This window comes from Methylobacter tundripaludum SV96 (assembly GCF_000190755.2).
Taxonomy (GTDB): Bacteria; Pseudomonadota; Gammaproteobacteria; order Methylococcales; family Methylomonadaceae; genus Methylobacter_A; species Methylobacter_A tundripaludum.
On sequence record NZ_JH109152.1, the window covers coordinates 865,519 to 890,712 of the forward strand.

Consider the following 25,194-nt stretch of genomic DNA (forward strand, 5'->3'; position numbering starts at 1 on the left):
AAATAAAACTTCGTGCTCTTCGTGCCTTCGTGGTGATAATCTTTAAATATACTTATATTGATACATGCGGTCACTAAAATCCAAGTTACGAGGTTGATATGTTTAAACGGTTGATTGTTTTGTTGTTGATGATGGTTTTGTCCGGCTGTGGTTATAACACCTTGCAGTCCAGTGACGAGGACATTAAAGCGACCTGGGCGGAGGTGCTGAACCAGTATCAGCGCCGCGCCGATCTGGTGCCTAATCTGGTGAATGTGGTGAAAGGCTACGCGGCTCACGAAAAGGATGTGCTGACCGAAGTGACCGAGGCTCGTGCCAAAGTAGGCGCGTTGCAGGCTACGCCGGAATTGGTTAATGATGAGCAGGCGTTCCAGAAGTTTATTGCCGCTCAGGGGCAAATGACCAGTGCGATTTCACGGCTGCTGGCGGTGGCGGAAAATTATCCGCAACTGAAAGCCGACGGTCTGTTCCGTGATTTACAGGCGCAGCTGGAAGGCACGGAAAATCGTATCACTGTGGCGCGCAATCGCTATATTGCTGCGGTCAAGGGATACAATATTACCGTGCGCTCTTTTCCTTCCAATCTTACCGCGATGATGTTCGGTTACCAGACTAAGCCGAGCTTTACTGTTGAAAATGAACAGGCCATTGCGGTGCCGCCCAAAGTGGATTTTGGCGCACCTGCAAAAGTTGGCGGCCAGTAATATGTTGTCTGCGATATTTCCCCGCGTCCGTTACGGATTTGGCGTTGCCCTGTTGCTGTTTTGCATGACGGCTTGGGCAGTGGTTGGCGTTCCCGAGTTATCAAGTCGCGTCACCGATCTTACCGCCACACTCAGCGCCGAACAGGCCACGGCATTGGAAAATAAGTTGGCCGCATTCGAAGCCAAAAAAGGCAGTCAGATCGCAATATTGATCGTGCCGACTACTCAGCCCAAAGATATAGCTGAGTTCGGCATAGAGGTTGCCGATTTATGGCAAGTCGGTCGGAAGGGGGTCGATGACGGCGTCATTTTGATAGTGGCAAAAGATGACCGAAAACTGCGTCTGGAAGTCGGCTATGGGCTGGAAGGTGTTATTCCCGATGCAGTTGCCAAGCGGGTGATTGCCGAGACCATTACGCCGCATTTCAAGGAGGGCGACTACGCCGGCGGTATTGATGCAGGAATTACGCAGCTAATGGCGTTGATCGGAGGAGAGGCCTTGCCCGCACCGTCTGAAAGTTCGAGTGAAGGACAGGGCGAGGGGGCTTTTATGTTTATTTTGATGGGCGGCTTAATCGCAGGTTTTGTGCTGTCAGCCATGCTGGGGCGGGTCATGGGCGGTATGCTGGCGGGATTGGGTAGTGGCCTGCTGGCCGCACTGATTTTTGGGGTGGCTTTTTCGGCAGCGACATTTGTCGGGTTAATGGTTTTTTTTATCGTTGGGGTTCGTTCAACGGGCGGACGCGGTTGGTCTAGCGGTGGAGGCTTTGGCGGGAGTAGTGGCGGCGGTTCATGGGGCGGTGGTGGCGGCCGCTTTGGCGGAGGAGGCGCATCAGGATCATGGTAAATATTAAACGTTGGTTTCGTCATGCCTTTATGCCGCCGTGGCGGTGGCGCATATTGTTTCCCCAAACGGTGCTTGGAGGCATTGAAAAAGCGGTAAAACATTCCGAGTATCAGCATGGCGGGGAGCTACGTTTTGCCGTTGAAAATGCACTTGCACTGGGTCAGGTTTGGCAGGGCATATCGGCTCGTCAGCGGGCGATAGAGGTGTTTTCAAATTTGCGGGTCTGGGATACTGAACAAAACAGCGGTGTTTTGATTTATGTGTTGCTGGCGGACCGTGAAGTCCATATTGTCGCAGACCGGGGTATTGCCAAGTGCGTAGCGCAAGCCGAGTGGGATGTGGTAGCTGAAGCGATGCAGAAAGAATACCGGCGTGGCGACTTTCTGCACGGGTCGTTGCAAGGCATCGAGCGCATTACGGTGTTGCTGGCTACTTATTTTCCACCCGGTGCAGATAATCCCAATGAGCTTTCCAATAAGCCTGTTATCGTTAAGTAATGGGATTTTATTTACCACGAAGACACGAAGAAAAGATAGATAGAGGGGGAATCCAAAACTACATAGAAGGCGCACGTGCGGCGCTTGTAAGCAGTTTATTATAAATATCCTTTTGCCACGAAGCACTCAGTTCATATAGAGTAAAAACTTCGTGTCCTTTGTGTCTTCGTGGTGATAATCTTTTTATAAATACCTCACGCGGATTTGACGAATTTGTTGTTTCCATATACCATTGCGCGGTTATGTTAGCTCGATTACCTGAATATATAGATCCCTTGCACCTTGCTGATAAGCGTGGTGAATTGAAGGGGCAAATACCCATAAGTAGCTTGGATCGTTTGGCCGATGTGCTGTTCAACGAGACGGGAGCTGTAGCTGTGGATCTTTTTTTTGGTCGGGAAGGAAGATTGGCCAAAGTTGAAGGGCAAATAGAAGCGGTTCTGGAGCTTAAATGCCAAAACTGTCTGCAAGCAGTGCAGTGGCCGGTCAAAAGTGCCGTCAAGCTGGGTATTGTTACTTCATTAGATCAAGCAGACAGATTGCCCGAGGATTATGAGCCGTTGTTGGTTGATGAAGAAAAAATCCTTCTAAAAAGCATTATTGAAGACGAGTTGTTACTTATTTTGCCTGCATTCCCCAAGCACAAGCACAATTGTCTCGCCCATAAGCAGGGTAACAATAAAGTGGATTTTTTACCGAATGAACAGCAGTCGCCCACCAAAAACCCTTTTTCCATCTTAGCCAAATTAAAAAACACTGGAGATTTATAATGGCCGTACAAAAAAGTAAAGTATCGCGTTCAAGACGTGGTCAACGTCGTTCACACGACGCGTTAACAGGTAGAACCTTGTCTCAAGATCCAATGACAGGTGAAACTCATATTCGTCACCATGTTACTCCGGATGGCTTCTTTAAAGGCCGCCAAATCGTAAGCAACGGCGACGAAGATTAATAAATCTTTCCACCTTGCAGCATGATGAATGCCGAAGTTGATCAAATCAGGTCAGGTTCGGCTTTTTTATAATAACTCAGGAGTCATCCGTAAGCGTGAGCCTAACAATTTCGATTGATGCAATGGGCGGGGATTACGGTCCTGAAGTCACCATTCCGGCATCATTGGATTGTTTAAAAAACAATCCAGACTTAAAACTGATCTTAGTGGGCGATGAAGCTGTCCTTAATCCGCAGCTGGCCCAAGCCTTAATTGATTTTCAGGATAGACTCACTATTCAGCACGCCTCTCAGTGTGTTGGAATGGATGAATCACCGTCTAAAGCGCTAAAAAATAAAAAAGACTCATCAATGCGGGTTGCCATCAACCTGGTTCATGACGGGCGCGCAGATGCTTGTGTTAGTGCCGGCAATACCGGGGCTTTAATGGCTACTGCCCGTTTTGTACTTAAAATGATCCCCGGTATTGATCGACCCGCCATTATTTCCACGTTACCGTCAATTAACGGACATACTCATGCACTTGATTTGGGGGCAAATGTGGATTGCACTGCGGAGCATCTTTTTCAATTTGCAGTGATGGGTGCCGAGCTGGTTAAAGCGGTTGAGAATATTGATAATCCCAAGGTGGGGTTGTTAAATATCGGCGAAGAAGATATGAAAGGTAATGAGCAGGTTAAAGCAGCTGCAAAATTACTGGAGAATTCATCGTTAAACTACATAGGCTATGTCGAAGGCGATTCTTTAAATGCAGGTCATATCGAAGTTGATTTGATTGTTGCCGATGGTTTTGTCGGCAATGTCGCACTCAAATCCATTGAAGGCGCGGCTAAAATGATCGGCACTGCATTGAAAGAGGCTTTTGGCAGGAATATTGTAACCAGGTTGGCGGGATTGCTGGCCTATCCGGTACTCAAATCATTTAAAAAGCGTATCGACCCGCGTTTGTATAATGGCGCAAGCTTTTTAGGGTTACGTGGTCTGGTTATTAAGAGCCATGGCGGCGCTGACGTGCTGGCGTTCAAAACGGCTATTCATCTTGCTGAAATTGAAGTCAAAAAAGATGTTATTAGAAAAATAAGTGAGCAAGTCGAAAAGACTTTGGCTCTGAGAGAGAATGCATGACTCGTTATTCAAGAGTAATCGGTACCGGCGGTTATTTGCCGGAAGAAGTTCGCACCAATGAACAGATATCACAAACTGTTGATACCTCCGATAGTTGGATTTTTGAGCGAACCGGCATTAAAAGTCGTCGTATCGCAGGAGCTGAAGAAACAGCTTCAAGTATGGCTGAAATTGCGGCAAGACAGGCTATAGAAGCCGCAGCTTGCGATCCCGAAGAAATTGATTTGATTATTGTTGCGACCGGAACGCCTGATCGTGTTTACCCTAGTACAGGCTGTTTATTGCAGCGGCGCTTGGGTATTAAAAACTGCGTCGCCTTTGATGTTCAGGCCGCCTGTTCAGGTTCGATTTTTGCGTTGAGTATTGCCGATCAATATATAAAGTCGGGTGCAGCCAAGAAGGTTCTTGTTGTGGGGTCTGAAATCTGTTCGCGCGTTGTTGACTGGACTGATCGGGGTACTTGCATCTTGTTCGGTGATGGCGCAGGCGCGGTACTGCTGGGCGCATCGGATGAGGCCGGTATTTTATCGACGCATATTCATTCTGACGGCGAATATGAAGATCTACTGTACTGTCCAAACCCTCAGGCGGCTACCGAGGCGAACAAAGATGAGGCCGGTTACATCAACATGCGCGGTAACGAAGTGTTCAAGGTGGCCGTCAATACGCTGGGTCGCATAGTCGATGAAACCTTGGCTGCAAATAACATGTTGCAATCCGATGTTGACTGGTTGGTTCCTCATCAGGCGAACACGAGGATTATTGCGGCGACAGCAAAAAAATTAAAAATGTCCATGGATCATGTTATTTTGACCCTGGAAAATCAAGGTAATACCTCATCCGCATCGGTTCTGCTCGCTCTCAATGAAGGTGTTCGGGACGGTCGCATTCAGCGGGGACAAGTTGTTCTGCTTGAAGCATTTGGGGCAGGATTCACTTGGGGTTCTGCGTTAATTAAATACTAAAAGCGTATGGAAATGAATAACCAAATTTATAACTTAGCTTTTGTTTTTCCAGGACAAGGTTCGCAATCTGTCGGTATGTTAACTGATTTGGCTGCCAGCTATCCTGAGGTAAAGCATACTTTTGAACGAGCATCCGATGCGCTGGGCAAAGACTTATGGTCTATTGTCGCAAAAGGTCCGGAAGACGAGCTTAATCAAACGCATAATACACAGCCTGCAATGCTGGCCGCCGGTGTGGCCGTTTGGGAGGTCTGGTGTAAACACAGTAATGTTCGTCCCGCATGGATGGCAGGGCACAGCTTAGGCGAATATACCGCCTTGGTGTGTTCGGATGCTCTGTCGTTTGAAGATGGCATAAAACTGGTTGCAGCAAGAGGGCGACTGATGCAGGAGGCTGTGCCTCCCGGCGTCGGTGCAATGGCGGCAATTTTGGGTCTTGAGGATCATCAAGTTGTTCAGGTTTGTGCTGATGCGGCTGAGGACGAAATAGTTTCGGCAGTCAACTTCAATTCGCCGGGGCAGGTGGTCATTGCGGGTAACGTTGCTGCTGTTGAAAGAGCAATGCTTGCGGCAAAAGCGGCAGGCGCCAAACGAGTTGTATTGTTGCCGGTCAGTGTGCCTTCGCATTGTGCGTTAATGGGACCGGCTGCCAAAAAGCTGGATGAGCAATTACAGCGCACGGCGATTGATACGCCAAAAATGACGCTGATCCATAATGTAGATGTTGCATCGCACAGCGCCCCCGAAGTCATTCGTAACGCATTAAAAGAACAACTCTATAAGCCGGTGCGCTGGGCCGACAGTATCAAGTTTATGCATGATCAGGGCGTTACCTGTTTTGTTGAATGCGGTCCGGGCAAGGTGTTAATCGGGCTGAACAAGCGTATCGCCAAGGATGCCGAGCAACTGTCTATTTATGATCCGGAAACATTAAATAAAGTATTGGAGCAACTCAATGGATAAACAAGTAGCTTTAGTAACGGGTGCCAGTCGTGGCATTGGTCGGGCAATAGCAGAAAGATTGGCTCAAGATGGTTTTTTTGTTATCGGCACCGCTACTACGGATAACGGCGCCGATTCAATTTCCGCCTATCTGGGCGAGCATGGCAAGGGCTTAAAGCTTGATGTCGCCAATCCGGACTCCATTGCAGAAGTCATGAAAAGTATTAATGACGAGATTGGGGCGCCGATCGTACTGGTCAATAACGCCGGTATCACCCGTGATAATTTGTTGATGCGCATGAAGGACGAAGAGTGGGATGATATTATCAACACCAACCTGACTTCGGTTTTTCGTATGAGCAAAGCAGTACTGCGCGGCATGATGAAAGCCAAAACAGGTCGTATTATCAATATTTCATCTGTAGTAGGTTCAACCGGTAATGCGGGGCAGGCAAATTATGCCGCAGCAAAAGCCGGAATGGTTGGCTTTGCCAAATCCATGGCCAAAGAAGTGGGTTCACGTAATATCACCATCAATACAGTGTCGCCTGGATTTATCGATACTGATATGACCAAAGAGCTGAGTGATGATATTAAAAATACCTTGCTGTCGTCTATTCCCCTGTCTCGTTTGGGTAAGGCGGAAGAAATCGCGCATACGGTTTCATTTCTGGCTTCCAATGGTGCAGCCTATATCACTGGTGAAAACATTCATGTAAATGGTGGCATGTTCATGCCGTAAGAGGTGTTGCCTATAGGCCGTATCAGTATGTTCATGCCTTAATATTGTGACATTGTCGCAATATAAAGTATAATTCCCCCGCCGTCTGGAATTTCCGGAGACGGGATTTCAAATAAAATTAATAACAATACTATTGTAGGTCTCAGATTAGACACTGGGAAACTACATTGTTTGAGGACAATAATTATGAGTAACATTGAAGAACGAGTAAAAAAGATTGTTGCAGAACAATTGGGTGTTAAAGAAGATATCGCTACTGATGCTTCATTCGTAGATGATCTTGGTGCTGATTCTCTTGATACAGTCGAACTCGTCATGGCTCTTGAAGAAGAATTCGAATGCGAAATTCCAGACGATGAAGCTGAGAAAATAACAACTGTTCAGCAAGCTATCGATTACGTAGTAAAAAACGCTTAAAACTGATCTTTAGTTGATGAACTTGTAGGTTGGGTTACGACTGCATGGATGCAGAAAGTAGAGCAAAGCAGGAGCAATTGCCGACGACTGCACGGATGCAGAAGGTAAAGCAACGCACGGAGCGATTGCCAAACGTAGCGTAACCCATACTTAGTGCTTTGATGACGTATCACATGCACACCGGCCTACATAACCAACTCTTTATTCCCCTCCTTTATTTTTCTTACGGTAAATCACATTGAGCAAACGTCGAGTTGTAATAACTGGATTAGGCGCAATCACGCCTTTAGCTAACACGGTCTCAGAAACATGGGACGGTATTATTAACGGTAAAAGCGGCATCAGCCCAATTGATTCCTTCGATATTTCTTCTTTTGCCACCACCTTTGGCGGCGTCATAAGGAATTTTGATATTAGCCAATATATTCCCGAAAAAGATGCCAAACGTATGGATGGATTTATCCATTACGGTATTGCAGCGGGCTGTCAGGCGATTGAAGATTCAGGTATTGAAGTAACCGAAGCTAATGCCGAACGTATTGGCGTTGCTATCGGATCGGGTATCGGTGGTATTACCGGTATTGAAGAATGTTATGCCGTTTATGACAAGAGTGGCCCACGACGTATCTCGCCATTTTTTGTTCCAGGTAATATCATTAATATGATTTCAGGCAACCTTTCAATCAAATACGGATTAAAAGGTCCAAATTACGCCATTGTTACCGCCTGTTCAACAGGCACGCATAACATTGGCGATGCAGCACGTTTAATTAAATACGGCGATGCCGATGTCATGATTGCGGGCGGCGCTGAACGCTGCACGACATCACCGACGGCAATGGGCGGTTTTGCTTCGGCAAAAGCCTTGTCCCGTCGCAATGATGATCCGCAAGCCGCCAGTCGTCCCTGGGACAAAGACCGTGACGGTTTTGTGTTAAGCGATGGCGCCGGTGTTGTGGTTCTTGAAGAACTGGAACATGCCAAAGCGCGTGGCGCAAAAATTTATGCTGAATTGGTAGGCTTTGGCATGAGCGGTGACGCTTATCACATGACTACACCTTCACCCGGTGGCGAAGGCGCTGCGCGTTGCATGAAAAATGCCTTGCGTGATGCCGGTCTAAATGCCGATGCTGTCGATTACATCAATGCGCATGGCACATCAACACCGGCCGGCGATGTGGGTGAAACTCAAGCGATGAAAGCCGCATTGGGCGACCATGCCTATAAAGTTGCCGTCAGCTCGACAAAGTCGATGATCGGTCATTTATTAGGCGCTGCGGGCGGTATTGAAGCGGTGCTGACCGCATTAAGCATCAAAAATCAAATTGCTCCGCCAACCATCAATCTGGAAAACCAAGATCCGGAATGTGATCTGGATTTTGTGCCGAATATCGCAAGAAACATGAAGATTGATGTAGCCATGTCCAATTCATTCGGTTTTGGCGGAACTAATGGCTCGTTAATTTTTAAACGGTATGAGTAATTAGTTTTCAGTTAAAAAACTGAAAACCGTGAATCAAAAAAATGATTCTCATCAATGGTGAAAGCAAGGAACATATCGAAATAGCCGATCGCGGTTTTCAATACGGCGATGGATTATTCGAAACCATTGAAGTTAGAGACGGACAGGCTGTTTTTCTCGAACGCCATTTGGAACGGTTAAACTCAGGTTGTCAACGGCTTTACATTCCTTTTCCAGGCGCGGAATTATTAAGCTTTGAAGCTGGAGAGCTTTGTCGCCGATCGGCTGGCGGCAGGCACTCCGTTCGAGCCGTGCTTAAAGTCATAGTCACGCGCGGCTCGGGTGGGCGAGGTTATCGCCAACCCGATGTCATTCAACCTACTCGCGTATTAAGTCTCCATCCCTATCCGGATTACCCGGAAATATACCGAGAGCAGGGCATAGTCGCTCGTCTATGCGCTACCCGTTTAGGTTTGAATCCCACTTTGGCAGGCATTAAACACCTGAACCGGCTTGAACAGGTCATGGCGAGAGCTGAATGGAACGACCCGGCCATTCAGGAAGGACTTATGCTGGATGTCAACGATCACGTTATTGAAGGAACAATGACTAATCTGTTCTACATTAAAAATAACAGCCTTTATACGTCAGCGCTGGCTCAATCGGGCGTGGCCGGTATTATGCGCGGCATTATAATGAAGCTCTCAGCTGAGCATGGCCTTCCGGTAATTGAGCATGCATTTACCAAAGATGCGTTGTTATCGGCTGATGAAATCTTCCTCTGCAACTCGATTATCGGTATCTGGCCCATTAAGCAAATCGAAACTACGCGTTTTTCAGTCGGCCCGCTAACACAGAGCATTCAAGTCTGGCTGGACAAATTTACCAGCGATGACTGCATGGAGGCGGGATGAAAAAGGTAGGCCAATACCGAGCGTGGTTGTCTGGGCGCTTAACAAGGACCAATAAAATCATTGGCTTTACCTTATTGGTCTTAAGCTTTGCGGGCGGCGCAGGCGGCTGGCTGTGGATGGATTACCAAAGCGCGTTGCACCAGCCGGCGCTGGTCAATAAAACGATATATGTAGAAATTGAAAAGGGCGATTCGCTGGATCGCATTATCGATAAGCTGGTAACCCAACAACTGGCTGTTAAACCCTTCTGGTTTAAAGTCATTGCCTTTCAGGAAAATGCGCTCAAAAAACTTAAAACAGGGGAGTACGAATTAACTTCCGGCTTAACTGTGCCGCAAATATTAGCGTTATTCGTGCAGGGAAAAACCAAGCAACACGCCATTACTTTTCCGGAAGGCTGGAGCTTTAAGGAAATACTGCATGAAATTGAGAAAAATCCCGATATTGAGCATACTTTAAACGGTGCCGGTTTTGGAAGCGTGATGGCCAAATTCAAGTCCGACATGCCGTCGCCTGAAGGTTTGCTTTTCCCCGACACCTATTTTTTTGAAAAGCATACCTCCGATACGTCTTTGTTAAAAAGAGCCTACGACAAAATGCAGCAGGTATTGCAACAGGAATGGCTCAACAAAGCGGAAGACCTGCCGTTTAAAACGCCTTATGAAGCCCTGATTCTTGCTTCGATTGTAGAAAAAGAAACCGGGGCGGCTGCTGAAAGGCCTTTAATAGCCGGCGTGTTTATTCGCAGGCTGGAGCAGAACATGTTGTTGCAAACCGATCCTACCGTCATTTACGGGATGGGCGAAAGTTATCAGGGTGATATTAAAACCAAAGATTTAACCACCGCTACACCGTACAACACTTACGTTATTAGCGGCTTGCCGCCCACGCCGATTGCCATGCCGGGACGCGATGCACTTTATGCCGTCCTGCATCCCGATAAGGGCGACAGCCTTTATTTTGTCGCTCGCGGCGACGGAACGCATGTGTTTTCAGCGTCCTTAAAAGACCATAATGTAGCCGTTGACAAATTTCAAAGGAATAAGAAATGATCCGAGGGAAGTTTATTACACTGGAAGGCTGTGAAGGCGTTGGCAAGACCACCAATATGGCTTTTATCAAAGACTACTTAGAGCAACATAACATTTCTGTTGTTGTCACGCGCGAACCCGGCGGCACCAAGCTTGCCGAAAAAATACGCCAATTATTGCTGGACAACAAAAGCGAGACCATTTCAGAGCAGGCCGAATTATTGATGATGTTTGCGGCCAGAGCCCAGCATATCAAACATGTTATTGAACCGGCGTTGGCGCAAGGAAAATGGGTGCTTTGCGATCGATTTACCGATGCCACATACGCCTATCAGGGCGGCGGCCGGAACATGAAAATCAGCACCATAAAATGGCTGGAAAACCTGGTGCAAGGCACATTGAGACCTGATTTGACGCTGTTGCTGGATGCGCCGATTGAAATAGGCATAGCGCGAGTCAGGGAACGCGGAGCGCTTGATCGTTTTGAATTAGAAAAAATCAGTTTTTTCGAAAACGTCAGGCGGGCTTATTTGTTGCAGGCCGAACTATACCCCGAGCGCATCAAACTGATCAAAGCCAACCAACCGTTAATCGATGTGCAAAGAGCCATTACCGATGTCATTCGCACTTTACTCGGTCTGTGCGCCCTGAATTGTCCTACGTCCTCCAGGCATGGCATCGTAAAGTGACTGTGCCTAACCGGTTATTGCCCTGGCAACAACATCAGTGGGAGCATCTGTGCAGTTATATTGCGCAGGAACGCATTCCCCAAGCGTTACTCATTACCGGCAATAAGGGGCTGGGAAAACAGCAGCTGGCCAATCAGTTCGCCGTCGCTCTGCTTTGCGCAACACCGCAGGCCAACGGCATGGCTTGCGGTGTTTGCAGCAGCTGTTTGCTGGTTAATGCCGAAACTCACCCCGATTTTATTCAGGTACAGCCCGAGGAACCCGGCAAAGGCATCGGTATCGGACAGATACGCAGCCTGATTACCCGGTTAACCTTAAAGCCCCAGTTTGAGACGTATCGCGTTGTTATTGTCAATCCGGCCGACAAGATGAACAATGCTGCGGCTAATGCATTCTTAAAATGCCTGGAAGAGCCGACCGAGCGCACTGTCATCATCTTAATCACCGAAAAACCGGCCAAATTGCCTGCGACTATCATCAGTCGTTGCCAGAAACTGGCCGTAGTGACACCGGATAAAGAAACTGTAGTCGAGTGGCTGGACAAGACATTGCAAAGCAAATCCCCCCTTTTACAAAGGGGGGATTTGCTTTGCAATGTCTCTTTAGCGCAGGGAGCGCCTTTACTGGCGCTGGATTATGCCAATGATGAGACATTAACCTTGCGTAATGAAAGTTTCAATGCCTGGATGGCAATAGCAAAACAGCTTAAATCCCCGGTCATTATTGCCGAAGACTGGCACAAGCTACCCGCATCGCCGTTAATATTCTGGATTACATCCTGGATTATCGACTTGATTAAGTGTTCATATCACACCAAGGTCGAAAATTTATATAATCCGGACTTAAGTGAGCCGTTGCAAGGACTGTCCCAACGACTAGAATTAAAAGGACTATATAAGTTGTATGATCTATTATTGGCGAGTCGGCAACGACTGGATACCCAGATCAACAAGCAGTTATTGTTTGAAGAAATTTTAATACAATGGCACGAACTTAACCGGAGTAAATGACCATGGCAGATGCAGGGCCCGGACAAGGCATATTGTCCCTTTCAATTAAAGATAAAAACGCTTTGTATGCAGCCTACATGCCTTTTGTCACTAACGGCGGGTTGTTTATTCCGACCAATCGTGAATATGAAATGGGGCAGGAAGTCTTTATGCTGCTCAATTTAATGGAAGAAACCGAACGGTTGCCGATAGCCGGAAAAATAATCTGGATAACGCCGCCTGGCTCGGAAGGCTATAGAGCCAGTGGCGTTGGCGTACAATTTAGCGACCAGGACGGCGGCGTGTCACGCAACAAAATAGAAAACTATCTGGCCGGTGCTTTAGAGGGTGACCGTTCGACGCATACAATGTAAACAAGACAAAAGGCGAAAGGCTAAGGGCAGACGTTGACGCCCAGGTTTTTTCGCCTTTAGCCCTTAGCCTTTCGCCTGCTTTTATAAAAAACTTTCATGTTAATAGACTCCCATTGTCACCTGGATCGTATCGATCTGGCTCCCTATCAAAATGATTTTGCCTGTTTCATGCACGAAGCGGCAAACAGCCAAATTGAACACCTGTTATGTATCGCGATAGATTTGGAAGCTTATCCGGCAATGCTGGATTTGGTGACTCCTTATCCGCAAATATCGGTAACCGTGGGTGTGCATCCCAATGTTCAGGATGGTCAAGATCCCAGCGTTGAAGAACTCATCGCTTTAGGCCAATCCGACAAAGTTATCGGCATAGGCGAAACCGGCCTGGATTATTTTCGTAGCGAAGGCGATTTAAGCTGGCAACACCAACGTTTCAGAAATCATATTAACGCCGCAAAAGCGTTGAAAAAACCGTTGATTATCCACACCCGCGAAGCCAAACACGATACGCTACGCATGCTGGAAGAAGAGGGTGCTAGCGAAGTAGGTGGGATTATTCACTGTTTTACCGAAGACTGGGAGTTCGCCAAAAAAGCCTTGGATTTGAATTTTTATATTTCCTTTTCCGGCATCGTCACCTTCAACAGCGCCAAGGAAATCCAGGAAGTCGCCAAAAAAGTACCCGCAGACCGCTTCCTTATCGAAACCGACTCGCCCTATCTGGCACCCGTACCCTTCCGCGGCAGACCCAACTATCCAACCTACGTACGCTACGTTGCAGAAAAACTGGCAGAGTTGCGCGGAACGACGATCAATAAAATTGCAGAAACATCGACTGAAAATTTTTATCGATTATTCAAACTTGCACAGTCTTCAATTATCGTAGGCCGGAATAAGACCACCCAAGCGTAGCGCGCGGTGGCGTTTCCGGCGAGTTTGGGTGGTGTTTGCCGGAAACACCAGTTCTCGCTGCCGCTTGAACCGGCTTATTCCGGCCTACGGGACTTTTTTGGACACACCACGGACCGTGTTATTGATACATCGGAGCTAGATGTCGCATGCTGCAGTTGTTCTTTTAAGCCGAGGTCATCAAGGGCAACAGCGGTGTGCTTTCCCAGCTCAAGTTCGACGACTGGCAACGGGTTGTACCCAAGAACTTTGTACGGAATGTCTCGACCATTGGAACTGCGCAGACGAACTTCCTGTGAGATGCCTTCACCGTTCTTCACTTCAGCAGACACTGGCTCAATGACGATCAGTCGCCATTCATTCTCCTCGCGAAATCGATGCTCCTTGACGAGGGGTGCCAAAGTCCATAACCCAAGTGCCGTCCAATGGATGGCGCGTTGCCGCAGGCGAAAGGCTGTGTCGTTATTATGCCCCAGCACTGAGATCCGCTTAAAAAGAAGATCAGTTGATTCAATGAAGGCGCGAAGAAGCTTGTCTTGCTCCTCAATGTCGTAGATTACAGGATGTAAGAGCGTTCCCGGGATCTCAAGTAGCTTCGGGTTGAACGCCAATGCAAAGCCGGTGCCAGCACTCGCGTAAGTTTTCCAGTGTGTGCTCGCGTCTGTGTTCGTGCGAAACGATGTCACGTATGTCTTCAGACCCAAGATGGCGGCTGTTGGAGATGTCGCTGAATTGAGGCATGGAACAATATCGCCCAAGAATGAGGCATCACCTTCGATTTGACCTGACTCAATGAGCTGCGTTGCTCTTGTGAGCGCGTACCGCATCTCTGATTGATCCTCTAAAGCCGTAGCGAGACTAGCCCACAATGATCGCGTTTGCAGGATCCCATTTAGATCGGTGAAGTGATAAGTAGTTACGCAAAAGTTATTTGGAATTTTTTACCGATGTCACTCAGGATTTCCAACACCCACTTTTTCAAGTGTCCGTAACTTTGATAGGCATCAAGCGGCAACCATTCGTACTTAACTTTACGCCAGAGTATTTCGATCAGGTTCAGCTCCGGGCTGTAAGGCGGAAGAAAATGCAAGCACACACCACGTTGTTGCCAGCCCGCCAGCTTTTCTTTGAATACGCCGCTACGATGAATGGAAGCATTATCCAACACCACACAGCACGGCACTTTAGTTTCTTCGTACTTGCCTGCATACGTTTCGACAAACGCATCAAAGGCATTGACAACCGTATCCGTTGTCACCGATTGTTCGGAGCTGTGGAAAAACAGATCATTGCTGCGACTCAAAAAACCTAACACATTCATGCGCTTGCTACGATAGCAGGGTATTTGTCGGGTCTCGCCAATCCGTTGCCATCCATAGGGTACACAGGGTGTCGTGCTAAATCCGGATTCGTCAAAGTAGTAAAGCTTCAATTCCCCATCATCCTCTTGCTGTTTCAAGGCCTTCAGATATGCCTTATCACGTTGGAAATCTGCTTCATTACGCTTTCCCTTCACTGATTGCCGACAACGTTTCCAGGCATAGGCACTTTTTTTAAAATTCGTTTAAAGGTGTCAAGGCTGGCTTCCTTGCCCGTCTCCTCCAGCAATCGTGCTGCGGCGGCCTTGGGCTGGTGTGGGTTTTTGTCAATATAGCCCAGAAAAACGGCTTGTTCCTCAACCGTGAAGCGCACAGGCCTACCGCTTCGTGGACAATCGTAAAGCCCTATTAATCCCTCTGTTTCCCATTTGTCTAACCATGAGCTGACAGTCTCATGCTGGGGCTCAAACAATTCGCTCAGCCGTGCAATTACATACCTTCTATTATTCAATAAGATAGCATGTGCCCGTTGTCTAACCCGGAATAATGGGTGGTTACGATAGGCTTCGGTTAACGTTACTTCCTCTTCCGGGGTCAGTTTGGCGATGAATTTCAGGTGGACTCCTAATTTTTGTCTGTTATTGCAATCGTTTCCAGTTTGACACAATAAATTTACTTCCTAATAACTTTCGCATTACTACTTAGAGAGGCCCTGCCAATGGTGTGAATGGAGAGTTCTTGAGAGCAGTACAAATTGCCTCGGCGAACTGGGCTTCGACTTGCTTAAAATCTATCAAGGGCATGGTCTTGCTCCAAGTTGACCTGGACGGATAACGTAAAGTGGTGTTTGCCGGAAACGCCAGTTCTCGCTGCCGCTCAAACCAGCTTATTCCGGCCTACGGAATTAACTGACAGTCCTACCAATCAACTCCCCCAACTTAACCGTTTTTTCCGCTTTAAACTCGGCATCCCACTCCGCCTTATCTTTGCCAAACAAAACAATAATCGTAGATCCCATATTAAACCGCCCCATTTCTTCGCCGATTTTCAGCGTAGGCGCATCATCGTCATACTGCCAATTTTGCACTGAAGTAATGCTAGGCGGCGTGACTACGCCGTGCCAAACTGTCTCCACGCTGGACACGAAGATTGCGCCGACCAGGATCAAGGCCATCGGGCCTGAATCCGTGTCGAATATGGCGGCGACGCGCTCGTTCCTGGCGAATAATCCGGGGACGGAATTGACGGTGGCCTCATTGACGCTGAACAAGCGGCCGGGGATATGCACCATTTCCTTTAAGGTGCCGGTCAACGGCATGTGCAGGCGGTGATAGTCTTTGGGTGACAGGTAAATAGTGGTAAATATGCCGTTATTAAACGGTTCGGCGCGGGCTGCATCGCCGCCCAGCAAGTCGGTCGCGGTAAAGCTTTTGCCTTTGGCCTGGAAGATTTGGCCGTCGGTGATGTCTCCGGCTTGGCTGACTGCGCCGTCGGCTGGGCAGACGATCGCGTTTCTTTCGCTGCTGAGCGGTCTAACGCCGGGTTTTAGTTCGCGGGTAAAAAAGTGGTTAAAGCTCTTGTAGGCATTGATGTCCGGTTCCCGCGCTTCATCCATGTTGACCCCGTAATGCTTGATGATCTGCTTGATAAACAGGTTCTTCCAGGTCTTGTTTTCGCAGTGGGTCAGTTTGCTCATCAGGCTGGACAGGGCGTGATGAGGTAAAACGTATTGGGGCAGGGTGGTCAGGGCTTCTTTAAAATTCATGGCTGGTAATTGTCGGGTGTTTTGCCGCTTAAGAAATACGCAAACGCGATAATTTCCGCGACGGCAACATAGAGTTCATTGGGGATTTCATCGCCTAACGGAATTTGAGCCAGAATTCTTGCCAATTCCGGCTCGGTTTGTAGCGGTATTCCGTGGAGTTCGGCGATTTGCAGGATTTGTTCTGCGGTAAGGCCCGAGCCTTTGGCGGTAACCTTGGGCGCATTTTTGCCGTCGTATTTTAATGCGATGGCAATGTCCGAGGTGTAATAGGTCTTAGCCATGATGCCTTACGGCAGCGTAACCAGTTCCGGTGCTTGCCAATCGGGATTTCTGTGTTCCACGACGACGGTGGTGTAGATGCCGCCGCGCACATTGAATTCAGCGCGGATGCGCATGAAATTGGGCGCTGTGGCTTTTACGATGTCATCAAGGATTTCATTGGTGACCGCTTCATGGAACGCGCCTTGATCTCTGAATGCCCACATGTACAGTTTAAGCGCTTTGAGTTCCACGCACAGCGCGCCGGGTACGTATTCGATCTGGATGGTGGCAAAATCCGGTTGGCCTGTTTTCGGACACAGGCAGGTGAACTCGGGTACATCAATGCGGATAGTGTAATCACGACCCGGTTGCGGGTTGTCGAAAGTTTCCAGATCTTTGCTTGGTTGTGTTGTCATCTTCTGCTTATATTAAAGGTGGTGTGTATATCGAAAGTAGGCTTTAGGCGAAAAAATTCGATACTCGGCTAATTATCGTTAATAATAGTCAGTTATTTTAATTCAACTGTTGGGATATTCATACCAGTACTATGAAACTTGAAAAAATCAAACTTTCGGGTTTTAAATCCTTTGTTGATTCAACGGTCATACCGATTAGCGGTAATTTGACCGCCATTGTCGGGCCTAACGGTTGCGGTAAATCCAACATTATCGATGCTGTGCGCTGGGTGATGGGCGAAAGTTCCGCCAAACATTTGCGCGGCGGCAGTATGGCTGATGTGATTTTTAACGGCTCGTCGGGACGCAAACCGGTCAGCACGGCTTCGGTCGAGCTGGTTTTTAATAATACCGACAGCAAGTTGGGCGGCGAATATTCGCAATACGATACCATTGCGATCAAGCGTCAAGTCAGTCGCGACGGTACCTCGGTGTTCATGCTGAACGGTTCGCGTTGCCGCCGTAAAGACATCACCGACATATTTTTGGGCACCGGTCTGGGATCGAGAAGTTATGCGATCATTGAGCAGGGCACTATTTCCCGCATGGTCGAAGCCAAGCCGGATGAGTTAAGGGTTCATATCGAGGAAGCGGCGGGCGTGTCCAAATACAAGGAACGTCGCAGCGAAACCGAAACCCGGATGAAACATACCCGCGAGAACCTGGAGCGGCTTGATGATCTGCGCGACGAAGTTGAAAAGCAAATCAAGCATCTGCAAAAACAGGCCGAAAAAGCCGAAAAATATACCGAGCTTAAAAAACAGGAACGCCAATATCGATTAGAGTTGCTGGCGATGCGTTGGAATACCTATCATCAGGCCGCGAAACAACTGGATGCAAAATTGCAGGAAGTGGCTCACGAGCATAACCGCTTGTTTGTAGAATTGCGCGACATTGATAACAGCATTGAAGCCAAACGCGCCGACCATAAAGCCCAGCAACAGCAGACCAATAGCTCTCAGGGCGATTATTACCAGATCGTCGCCGAAGTCAGCGGTCTTGAGCAGACTATCAAGCACAGCGAAAGCAGCCGCGAACAAACCAGCGTCGAAATTAATCGTTTGCGCCAGCAGGCCGACCAGTCGTTAGCAGAACTCGAAGCCGATGTGCAGCAGCTGGAAGAAATTAAAGCCGCTTTGTTTGAAGCGGAAGAAGCGTTGATTGTCGCCGAGGAAAGGCAGGAAGACGTTTTATATAACCAGCAGGAAGTCCAGCAGCAAAAAAGCGCGTGGCAGGAGCAGTGGGAAACCTATCGCACGACCAGTTCAAGCTATAAAGAACAGGCCGAGGTGCAGCGGGTCAAAACCGTGCAGCTGGAAAACCAGAATCGCCAGTTGCAGGTTCGTCTGGATAAGTTGCACGGCGAGCGCAGTGAGCTGGAGTCCAGCGACTTGCAAAGCGAGATTGAATCGCTGGATACGGGCATCGAAATCATTGAAACGCAGCGCGCCGATCTTCATCAGCAGCTTGAAGATTTGCATCAGCAGATACGCGAGCAGCGGCAACAGATCAAGCAGTATCATGACGGGTTGCATACGCACCGCTCGGAAATGCAAAGCGTCAAAGGCAAAATCACCTCGCTGGAATTATTGCAGCAGCATGCGATGGGTAAAGATAATAAACACCTGCGCGCATGGCTGGAGTCCGTGGATTTGGTCGAAAACCAGCGACTTGCCGAGTTTCTGGACGTGCAGGCTGGCTGGGATACGGCGGTTGAAACGGTGTTGGGCAGTTACCTTGAGGCGATTTGCATAGAAAGCGCCGACCAGATTATTCCGGGCTTGCAGCGTTTGACCGACGAGTCGTTAATGTTGGTTGAAACTGGAGACTTAGCCGGTGCAAAGCCCTCTCCAGAGGGAGAGGGTTGGGTGAGGGGAAATCAGCAGGAAAAAAGTTTATTTAGATCCCCTCATCCCAGCCTTCTCCCTGAGGGAGAAGGGGCGGTTTTGCTGGATAAGGTAAAAGCGCCGTGGGATTTAAGCAACCTACTGTCCGGTGTTTACTGCGTCGATGATGCCGAAACGGCAAGAACTTTATCCTCCCAATTAAAACCGCATGAATCGGTAATTACCCCCGACGGCACCTGGTTCGGTTCCGGCTGGATAAAAATAATCCGCGCCAAAGACAGTAAAACCGGCGTGTTGCAGCGCGAAAAAGAATTGCGCCTGTTAAAGCAGCGTCAGGAAGAGCTGCATATCGAAATCGAAGCGTTTGAAGACCAGTTGGAAACTGCCGAAACCGGCTTGAAAGATGCGGAAGTCACGCGCGAATCGATTCAGCAACAGGATAATAGCCTGGGAAGTGAGCTGTCGGTAAAAAGCGCCGAATTCAGTGCGCATTCGGCCCGGCTGGAACATCAGCAACGCCGTCTGGAGCAGGTCTGTAACGATATTGATGAGTTAAGCCGCGAGACCGCCGATAATGCCGAGACTATCGCCGAATACCAGTTGTTGTTGGAACAGGCCGAGCAGAGCATGGAACAGCAAGAGCAAAACAAGCACAGTCTGGAGGCGTTAAATCAGGAGCTGCAATCCGAGCAACAGCGTGTCGACCAATCCGCCAATGAAGCCAGACAGCAGGTTTACAGCATCAAGGCGCAAATTGAATCGTTACGTTCTTCCGAAACCTTAACGGGTAAACAGCTGGAGCGTTTGCGGCTGCAACATCAACAATCGGTCGAACGCATTGCCGATCTGGAGCTTAATCTGCACCAAACGCTGACCCCGATGGACGAGGAAAAAAAGCAGCTGGAGCAGATGGTTGTGGACAAGGAACAACTAGAGACGCGTTTGAAGAAACAACGCCGGCTTCAGGAAGACCTCGAAGCGGAAATAACCCGCTTATCCGAGGAACACATCCGGGTGCAGCGAGCCTTGGAAAAGCAAAAAGAAGCGCTGGATACGATTCGTTTTGAATTGCAGGAAAGCAAAGTGCGCCAGCAAACCGTCAACGAGCAGCTTAAAGAAATCGATGCGGATGTCGAGCAGGTATTGCAAAGCTTGCCGGAACAGGCGGAAGAAAACAGCTGGAAAAGAACGGTCGACGACTTATTGGCTCAAATCGAAAGATTAGGTACCATAAACCTGACCGCCATTGAGGAATACAAGGCGCAGTCCGAGCGGATGAATTTTCTTAACGAGCAACATGCCGATTTAATAGAGGCGTTGCAGACTCTGGATCAGGCGATCAGCAAGATCGATAAAGAAAGTCGGCTGCGCTTTAAAGAAACATTCGATAAAATAAACACCGGTTTGCAGGAAAAGTTCCCGAAATTATTCGGGGGCGGCCATGCTTATCTGGAATTGACTGAACAAGACGAGCTGGAATCGGGCGTAAACATTATTGCCAGACCTCCCGGTAAGAAGAATAGCTCCATTCATTTGTTGTCGGGTGGAGAGAAAGCATTAACGGCGGTCGCCTTGGTGTTCTCGATTTTCGAACTTAATCCGGCGCCTTTTTGTTTGCTGGACGAAGTCGATGCGCCGCTGGATGATGCTAACGTTGGGCGGTTTTCAAAAATGGTTGAAGAGATGTCTGCATCTGTGCAGTTTTTGTATATTTCCCACAACAAAGTGACAATGGAAATTGCAAAACAGCTGGCAGGTGTTACTATGAAAGAGCCGGGCGTGTCCCGGATGGTCGCAGTTGATATTGAAGAAGCAGTGAGTCTGGCGGAAATCTAATGGATAAAGAAATATTAAGAATTGTAATTATTGCGACCGGTATGGTTGTAGTTATCGGTATGTTGGTCTGGGCTTATATAAAAGATAAAAAAGCACGGGAAGACCTGGAATTTTACGATGACGATTCGGATGAATCATTGGCGGCGGATACCTCCGTTGACACAGAGGACGACTTTGATATTATCCCGCTGGGAGCGGCTAAAGGTAATGTCGGCGGTCATCAGGCCCATGACAAAGCGGACCGATATTATGATGAAAACGAAGACGAAGATTACTATGAACAGGATGACGACGTAGAGCCGCCGCCACGCGCCGCCGCACCGGCGATTATTCAGTTCAGCATTATCACCAAGGCGGACGAAGATTTTAACGGCGCTGATTTGGTTGAAGCTTTTAAAATGGTCGGGCTTGAATACGGCAGTTTGAAAATATTCGAGCGCTTGGACGCTAACCGGCTGGTCGATTTTGGCGTGGCCTGTATTGTAGAGCCGGGCACGTTTCCGGATAAGGATTTAGAAAACTTTTACTGCCCCGGCATCGTGTTTTTTATGCAGCCCGAAGCATTGGATGATGCACCGGCCGTTTTTGACGACTATATAGAAACAATCAACCTGCTGGCCGAGAAATTGGACGGTGTAGTGCTTGATCATAGAAGACAGCCGTTGACCGACGCGACTGTGCAATCCATTCGGCAGAGTTTGTGATTTTAATGACCTCGTAGATTGGGTTGCGTTAAAGCTTATAGGTATCACCCAGATTATATTGTCGTCATTCCGGCAGGGATTGCCGGAATCCAGAATACATGGATGTAAAAAATCAAATCAAAAAGTGGTTTTCCTGCCTAGACTATCTAAATGCCATCCCTCAGCAAAACGCAGATAGAGCTTCTTAAGGAAGCTGACATTGAATCAACCCATTTATCCCCTGAGCTAATCGCTCAAATCGCAAAACAGGCCAGTCCTAAAGAACTGACCAATGAGCAGCTGCTTGAGTTTTTGCAAGTTTGCAACGCGCTGTATCGAGGCGGCGAACCATTTATTTCCGATGCGGATTACGACTTTGTTTTCCTGGCGGAATTGCAAAAACGCCATCCGCACCATCCCTATTTAGAGACCGTCGAACCGGAAGTCGTCGCTGTCGGCAAGACCGTCACTCTGCCGGAGCCTATGCTCTCGACCGAAAAAACCTATAGCCAAAGCGGCATCGAAAAATGGCTGTCCCGTCTGGAAAAAGCCGCCGATGATTGTGATGTGGATTTTTCCACGCTGATGATCCGCGCCACCCCCAAGCTGGACGGCTATGCGGCTTACGACGACGGAAAACTGCTGTACACGCGCGGCGATGGCCGAAAAGGCACTGATATTAGTCGGGTTTTCGAGCGCGGCTTGAAAGTCGGCGGCAACGGCAAAAGAGGACAGGGCGCAGGCGAAATCGTGGTCAGTCAGACTTATTTCAACAATCATCTGGCCGATTATTTTGAAAACTCCCGAAACTTCCAGGCCAGCATCATCAAAGAAAAAGACCTGGAACAACATGCTTTGGAAGCCATCCAAAACCATGCTGCAGTTTTTTTTCCATTCTCACAGCTGCCTGATTGGAAAGGCACGGCCGCCGAAGTGCTGGCCGATTTCGATCAGGTTATCGAAAAAGTGTACTCATTGGTCGATTACGACGTGGACGGCGTCGTTTTCGAGTTGGTCGGCAATGAACAGATAAAAAAATATCTGGGCGCAACGCGGCACCACCACCGCTGGCAGATCGCCTATAAAAGCAATGTCGAAACCGCCGAAGTGATCGTGATTAAAGTCACCCCGCAAACCTCCCGTTCCGGCCGGGTTAATCCGGTTGCAGAGCTAACGCCTACCAAACTCAGCGGTGCGGTGATTTCGAGGGCGACGGCGCATCATTACGGCATGGTCAAGGAGCTGGGTATCGGCGTCGGCACACTGATCGAGTTAACGCGTTCAGGCTTGGTGATACCCAAAATCGAGCGGGTCATTATCCCAAAAGAACCGCAAATTCCCGAACATTGCCCCAGTTGCGGCAGCGAACTGGTTTGGGACAGCGATTACCTTTATTGCCTGAACACCACGAAATGCCCCGCGCAAATTGAAAACACCATCGAGCATTTTTTCAGAACCCTGGCAAATGTCGACGGTTTCGGGCAAAAAACCGTAGAAAAACTCCACGCTTGCGGCATCAACTCGGTTTATGCCGTTTATCAGCTGGATATGGAGCAATTGCAAGACATGGGTTTTGGCGACAAAACCGCGCAAAACCTGATGGATCAACTGCAGCGCAGCCGTTCCGAATCCATAGAAGACTGGCGGTTCCTGGGCGCTTTCGGCATACATAGAATGGGACTGGGCAATTGCGAACGCCTGCTGCAACACCATCACCTGATGGATATTTTTAAGCTGACCGTTGAAGACGTGATTAATATCGAAGGCTTTGCCGAGAAAACCAGTGCCGCCGTGGTTGAATGCCTGGCAAAAATAAAAACCGATTTCATGCAAATCCACCAGCTGGGTTTTAATTTAATCCAAACGCCGTTAATCGCCGAGCAGCAGCAAAACATCAGCCCGATTTCCGGCAAGACCATCGTCTTTACCGGCGCCATGATCCACGGTAAACGTGATGACATGAGTAAGGAAGCCAAACGCTTGGGTGCAAAGGTGGGCAGTTCAGTCACCGGAAAAACCGATTTTCTGGTTACCGGTTCCGATGTGGGCGCGGCAAAAATCGCTGCCGCCACGGAAAAGGGTGTGCGGGTTATTAGTGAAGAGGATTATTTGGCGTTGCTGGGTAGGTCTGAGTAAGACCGCCAAAGCGTAGCACGATGTGGTGTTTCTGGTAGCTTGGTTGCTGGCCGGAAACGCTTTTTTCGCTGTCGCTCCTAAGCGGGACGAGGTTTGCAGTCCCCGTTTCTAACGTTTTTATGATGTCCAAGCTAAACGCTGTAAGGTTGATTATTTGTAGGCAATCCACCGCAATTGCTACGGTTCTACGGCAACCCGACCAATCCCAACGCGGTAAGCCGCAATTCGTAGGTTGCAATAGGCGTTAGTCGTATTGCAACCGCATGTTGGTTTGAAAATGGCGTAATACGCTACCGCTATTGCGCCTATAAGATCGATGAACTATCTCCAATAACGCCTGGATCAAAAAATTAATTAAACAACTGCGCTCAATTTAATCAACAACGCCGTAATCAGCGCTGTTTGTAATAGACCAACGCTGATAATCCAGCGAATAAGTTCGCTTTTAGTTTCTGCCAGTTTGACTTCGCTTTTTAATTCAGACTCCCTGAACCGGCTATCAAGCGATTGATTGGTGACCAGGTTATCAAGATCATAATCATGCCGCGCTTGCTCAAGTGTCGACGCTACCGCCGTTTTTTGGAGCTTGGTAATAATTTCAGCCTGCTCTTCGCTGAACCCTGCATTTTTCAGTTCCTTGATAAACTCGTGGGTATCGAATGTGATGGTCGACATAGATGCTCCTGGTGTTTTTTTGCTAGTTTAGCACGATAGGATAGGCTAAAGGCAATGTGACGAAATCTCCGCAAAGCATATCTGATGAGGCAATATATCCCGTCCGGCAGGGATAAAGTTTGGGATTGTGCGGTCAACAAACAGGACGTAACGGCATCAATGACAGCCCCGGATGACTCGGGAATTGAATGAAATTACCCGAAAATCCACGTTCTATTCTTGATTCGTCGTCGATAACATTTGCTGATATTGACGCATGGAGAATTTGAAGTGTGTCTCCAGTAATGCCTGCTCGTCAGGCGAGGCTGAACTCATAAGTTCTTGGACAAGCGTACACATGCGCTGGACACGGAGATCACTGCTGGGCGTGACATCATAGGTGCCCGCAGGCTCATTTGTTTGGCCCAACAGCATAGATCCCGATCCTGACAACAGCCAATCGATTGAAATCCCATATTTAGCGTGCAACTCCCGCAATAACTGCGCACCAATCGGCGTATCGTTCCAAATAAAATTAGTAATTGTCCGTTCTGATATTTTTGTTTTACTTGCAATATCAGCGGCTTTTAAGCCGAGTGTGTCCATAACCAGAAGAAATCTCGTAATTTCAGGAGTTTTATTTTTTGATCTCCCTATTTTACGTGTTATCGTATTCATAA

28 protein-coding genes are annotated in these 25,194 nt (G+C 48.3%); 20 read left to right on the top strand and 8 right to left on the bottom strand.

Translation table 11 applies throughout. The annotated features are described in order from the left end of the window. Positions 1-98: 98 nt before the first annotated feature. The 17 genes from METTU_RS03895 to METTU_RS03970 all read left to right on the top strand — a co-directional run bounded on the left by METTU_RS03895 (position 99) and on the right by METTU_RS03970 (position 13,561). Entirely contained in the window at positions 99-704 is a 606-nt protein-coding gene (locus tag METTU_RS03895) for a LemA family protein (protein WP_006889995.1), read from the top strand. Between the two features lies 1 nt (position 705). Further along, a complete protein-coding gene (locus tag METTU_RS03900; RefSeq protein ID WP_006889996.1) occupies positions 706-1,551 on the top strand; it encodes a TPM domain-containing protein in 846 nt (281 codons plus the stop codon). Further along, positions 1,545-2,048, top strand: coding sequence for a TPM domain-containing protein (locus tag METTU_RS03905; RefSeq protein WP_006889997.1), 504 nt, complete (start codon positions 1,545-1,547; stop codon positions 2,046-2,048). The genes METTU_RS03900 and METTU_RS03905 overlap by 7 nt, the downstream gene beginning before the upstream one ends. 242 nt (positions 2,049-2,290) lie before the next feature. Next, positions 2,291-2,818, top strand: a complete 528-nt coding sequence (locus tag METTU_RS03910) for a YceD family protein (RefSeq protein ID WP_006889998.1) — start codon at positions 2,291-2,293, stop codon at positions 2,816-2,818. Continuing rightward, positions 2,818-3,000 carry a 50S ribosomal protein L32 gene (gene rpmF / locus METTU_RS22175; RefSeq protein WP_006889999.1) on the top strand — a complete coding sequence of 61 codons (183 nt, stop codon included), beginning with the start codon at positions 2,818-2,820 and terminating at the stop codon, positions 2,998-3,000. The genes METTU_RS03910 and rpmF overlap by 1 nt, the downstream gene beginning before the upstream one ends. Before the next feature lie 95 nt (positions 3,001-3,095). Next, entirely contained in the window at positions 3,096-4,124 is a 1,029-nt protein-coding gene (plsX, locus tag METTU_RS03915) for a phosphate acyltransferase PlsX (RefSeq protein WP_006890000.1), read from the top strand. After that, positions 4,121-5,089: a beta-ketoacyl-ACP synthase III gene (locus METTU_RS03920; RefSeq protein WP_006890001.1), complete on the top strand. Its 969-nt coding sequence runs from the start codon at positions 4,121-4,123 to the stop codon at positions 5,087-5,089. The genes plsX and METTU_RS03920 overlap by 4 nt, the downstream gene beginning before the upstream one ends. Before the next feature lie 12 nt (positions 5,090-5,101). Further along, a complete protein-coding gene (gene fabD, locus METTU_RS03925) occupies positions 5,102-6,052 on the top strand; it encodes an ACP S-malonyltransferase (RefSeq protein WP_040579595.1) in 951 nt (316 codons plus the stop codon). Continuing rightward, positions 6,045-6,773 carry a 3-oxoacyl-ACP reductase FabG gene (gene fabG, locus METTU_RS03930; RefSeq protein ID WP_006890003.1) on the top strand — a complete coding sequence of 243 codons (729 nt, stop codon included), beginning with the start codon at positions 6,045-6,047 and terminating at the stop codon, positions 6,771-6,773. Before fabD ends, fabG begins: the two co-directional genes overlap by 8 nt. A gap of 186 nt (positions 6,774-6,959) precedes the next feature. Further along, complete coding sequence (gene acpP / locus METTU_RS03935; RefSeq protein ID WP_006890004.1) at positions 6,960-7,190, top strand: acyl carrier protein; 231 nt, start codon at positions 6,960-6,962, stop codon at positions 7,188-7,190. A gap of 238 nt (positions 7,191-7,428) precedes the next feature. Then, positions 7,429-8,673, top strand: a complete 1,245-nt coding sequence (gene fabF, locus METTU_RS03940) for a beta-ketoacyl-ACP synthase II (protein ID WP_006890005.1) — start codon at positions 7,429-7,431, stop codon at positions 8,671-8,673. A 41-nt stretch (positions 8,674-8,714) separates the two neighbouring features. Next, positions 8,715-9,566 (top strand): aminodeoxychorismate lyase, encoded by an 852-nt coding sequence (gene pabC / locus METTU_RS03945; RefSeq protein ID WP_006890006.1) that lies wholly within the window; start codon positions 8,715-8,717, stop codon positions 9,564-9,566. Next, entirely contained in the window at positions 9,563-10,618 is a 1,056-nt protein-coding gene (gene mltG / locus METTU_RS03950; protein ID WP_006890007.1) for an endolytic transglycosylase MltG, read from the top strand. Before pabC ends, mltG begins: the two co-directional genes overlap by 4 nt. After that, entirely contained in the window at positions 10,615-11,286 is a 672-nt protein-coding gene (gene tmk, locus METTU_RS03955) for a dTMP kinase (protein WP_006890008.1), read from the top strand. Before mltG ends, tmk begins: the two co-directional genes overlap by 4 nt. Then, positions 11,283-12,296, top strand: coding sequence for a DNA polymerase III subunit delta' (locus METTU_RS03960; RefSeq protein ID WP_040579596.1), 1,014 nt, complete (start codon positions 11,283-11,285; stop codon positions 12,294-12,296). The genes tmk and METTU_RS03960 overlap by 4 nt, the downstream gene beginning before the upstream one ends. A 2-nt stretch (positions 12,297-12,298) precedes the next feature. Further along, complete coding sequence (locus METTU_RS03965; RefSeq protein ID WP_006890010.1) at positions 12,299-12,649, top strand: PilZ domain-containing protein; 351 nt, start codon at positions 12,299-12,301, stop codon at positions 12,647-12,649. Between the two features lie 96 nt (positions 12,650-12,745). Continuing rightward, positions 12,746-13,561 (top strand): TatD family hydrolase, encoded by an 816-nt coding sequence (locus METTU_RS03970; protein WP_006890011.1) that lies wholly within the window; start codon positions 12,746-12,748, stop codon positions 13,559-13,561. 74 nt (positions 13,562-13,635) lie between these two features. Here METTU_RS03970 and METTU_RS03975 read toward each other — a convergent pair whose 3' ends face one another. The 6 genes from METTU_RS03975 to queF form a co-directional block, all read right to left on the bottom strand. Further along, entirely contained in the window at positions 13,636-14,385 is a 750-nt protein-coding gene (locus METTU_RS03975) for a DUF2971 domain-containing protein (protein ID WP_150107729.1), read from the bottom strand. A gap of 89 nt (positions 14,386-14,474) precedes the next feature. Then, positions 14,475-15,074: an IS630 family transposase gene (locus METTU_RS24270; protein WP_050897707.1), complete on the bottom strand. Its 600-nt coding sequence runs from the start codon at positions 15,072-15,074 to the stop codon at positions 14,475-14,477. Further along, positions 15,071-15,544 carry a helix-turn-helix domain-containing protein gene (locus METTU_RS24275; protein WP_254257816.1) on the bottom strand — a complete coding sequence of 158 codons (474 nt, stop codon included), beginning with the start codon at positions 15,542-15,544 and terminating at the stop codon, positions 15,071-15,073. The genes METTU_RS24270 and METTU_RS24275 overlap by 4 nt, the downstream gene beginning before the upstream one ends. A 237-nt stretch (positions 15,545-15,781) precedes the next feature. Then, entirely contained in the window at positions 15,782-16,642 is an 861-nt protein-coding gene (gene asd, locus METTU_RS03990; protein ID WP_006890014.1) for an archaetidylserine decarboxylase, read from the bottom strand. Continuing rightward, entirely contained in the window at positions 16,639-16,923 is a 285-nt protein-coding gene (locus tag METTU_RS03995) for an EscU/YscU/HrcU family type III secretion system export apparatus switch protein (protein ID WP_006890015.1), read from the bottom strand. Before METTU_RS03995 ends, asd begins: the two co-directional genes overlap by 4 nt. 6 nt (positions 16,924-16,929) lie before the next feature. Further along, positions 16,930-17,319: a preQ(1) synthase gene (gene queF / locus METTU_RS04000; RefSeq protein ID WP_006890016.1), complete on the bottom strand. Its 390-nt coding sequence runs from the start codon at positions 17,317-17,319 to the stop codon at positions 16,930-16,932. A 131-nt stretch (positions 17,320-17,450) separates the two neighbouring features. On the opposite strand from queF, the gene smc reads away from it, so the two are divergent. The 3 genes from smc to METTU_RS04015 all read left to right on the top strand — a co-directional run bounded on the left by smc (position 17,451) and on the right by METTU_RS04015 (position 23,860). After that, complete coding sequence (gene smc, locus METTU_RS04005) at positions 17,451-21,041, top strand: chromosome segregation protein SMC (RefSeq protein WP_006890017.1); 3,591 nt, start codon at positions 17,451-17,453, stop codon at positions 21,039-21,041. Further along, positions 21,041-21,745: a cell division protein ZipA C-terminal FtsZ-binding domain-containing protein gene (locus METTU_RS04010; protein WP_006890018.1), complete on the top strand. Its 705-nt coding sequence runs from the start codon at positions 21,041-21,043 to the stop codon at positions 21,743-21,745. Before smc ends, METTU_RS04010 begins: the two co-directional genes overlap by 1 nt. Before the next feature lie 150 nt (positions 21,746-21,895). Continuing rightward, positions 21,896-23,860, top strand: coding sequence for a helix-hairpin-helix domain-containing protein (locus METTU_RS04015; protein WP_006890019.1), 1,965 nt, complete (start codon positions 21,896-21,898; stop codon positions 23,858-23,860). A 354-nt stretch (positions 23,861-24,214) separates the two neighbouring features. On the opposite strand, the gene METTU_RS04020 is transcribed toward METTU_RS04015, so the two are convergent. After that, the gene (locus METTU_RS04020) at positions 24,215-24,535 is read right to left on the bottom strand and encodes a coiled-coil domain-containing protein (RefSeq protein WP_006890020.1); all 321 of its coding nucleotides are present in this window, start codon (positions 24,533-24,535) and stop codon (positions 24,215-24,217) included. Positions 24,536-24,748: 213 nt separating this feature from the next. Beyond that, complete coding sequence (locus METTU_RS04025; RefSeq protein WP_040579597.1) at positions 24,749-25,192, bottom strand: helix-turn-helix domain-containing protein; 444 nt, start codon at positions 25,190-25,192, stop codon at positions 24,749-24,751. Positions 25,193-25,194 lie beyond the last annotated feature (2 nt).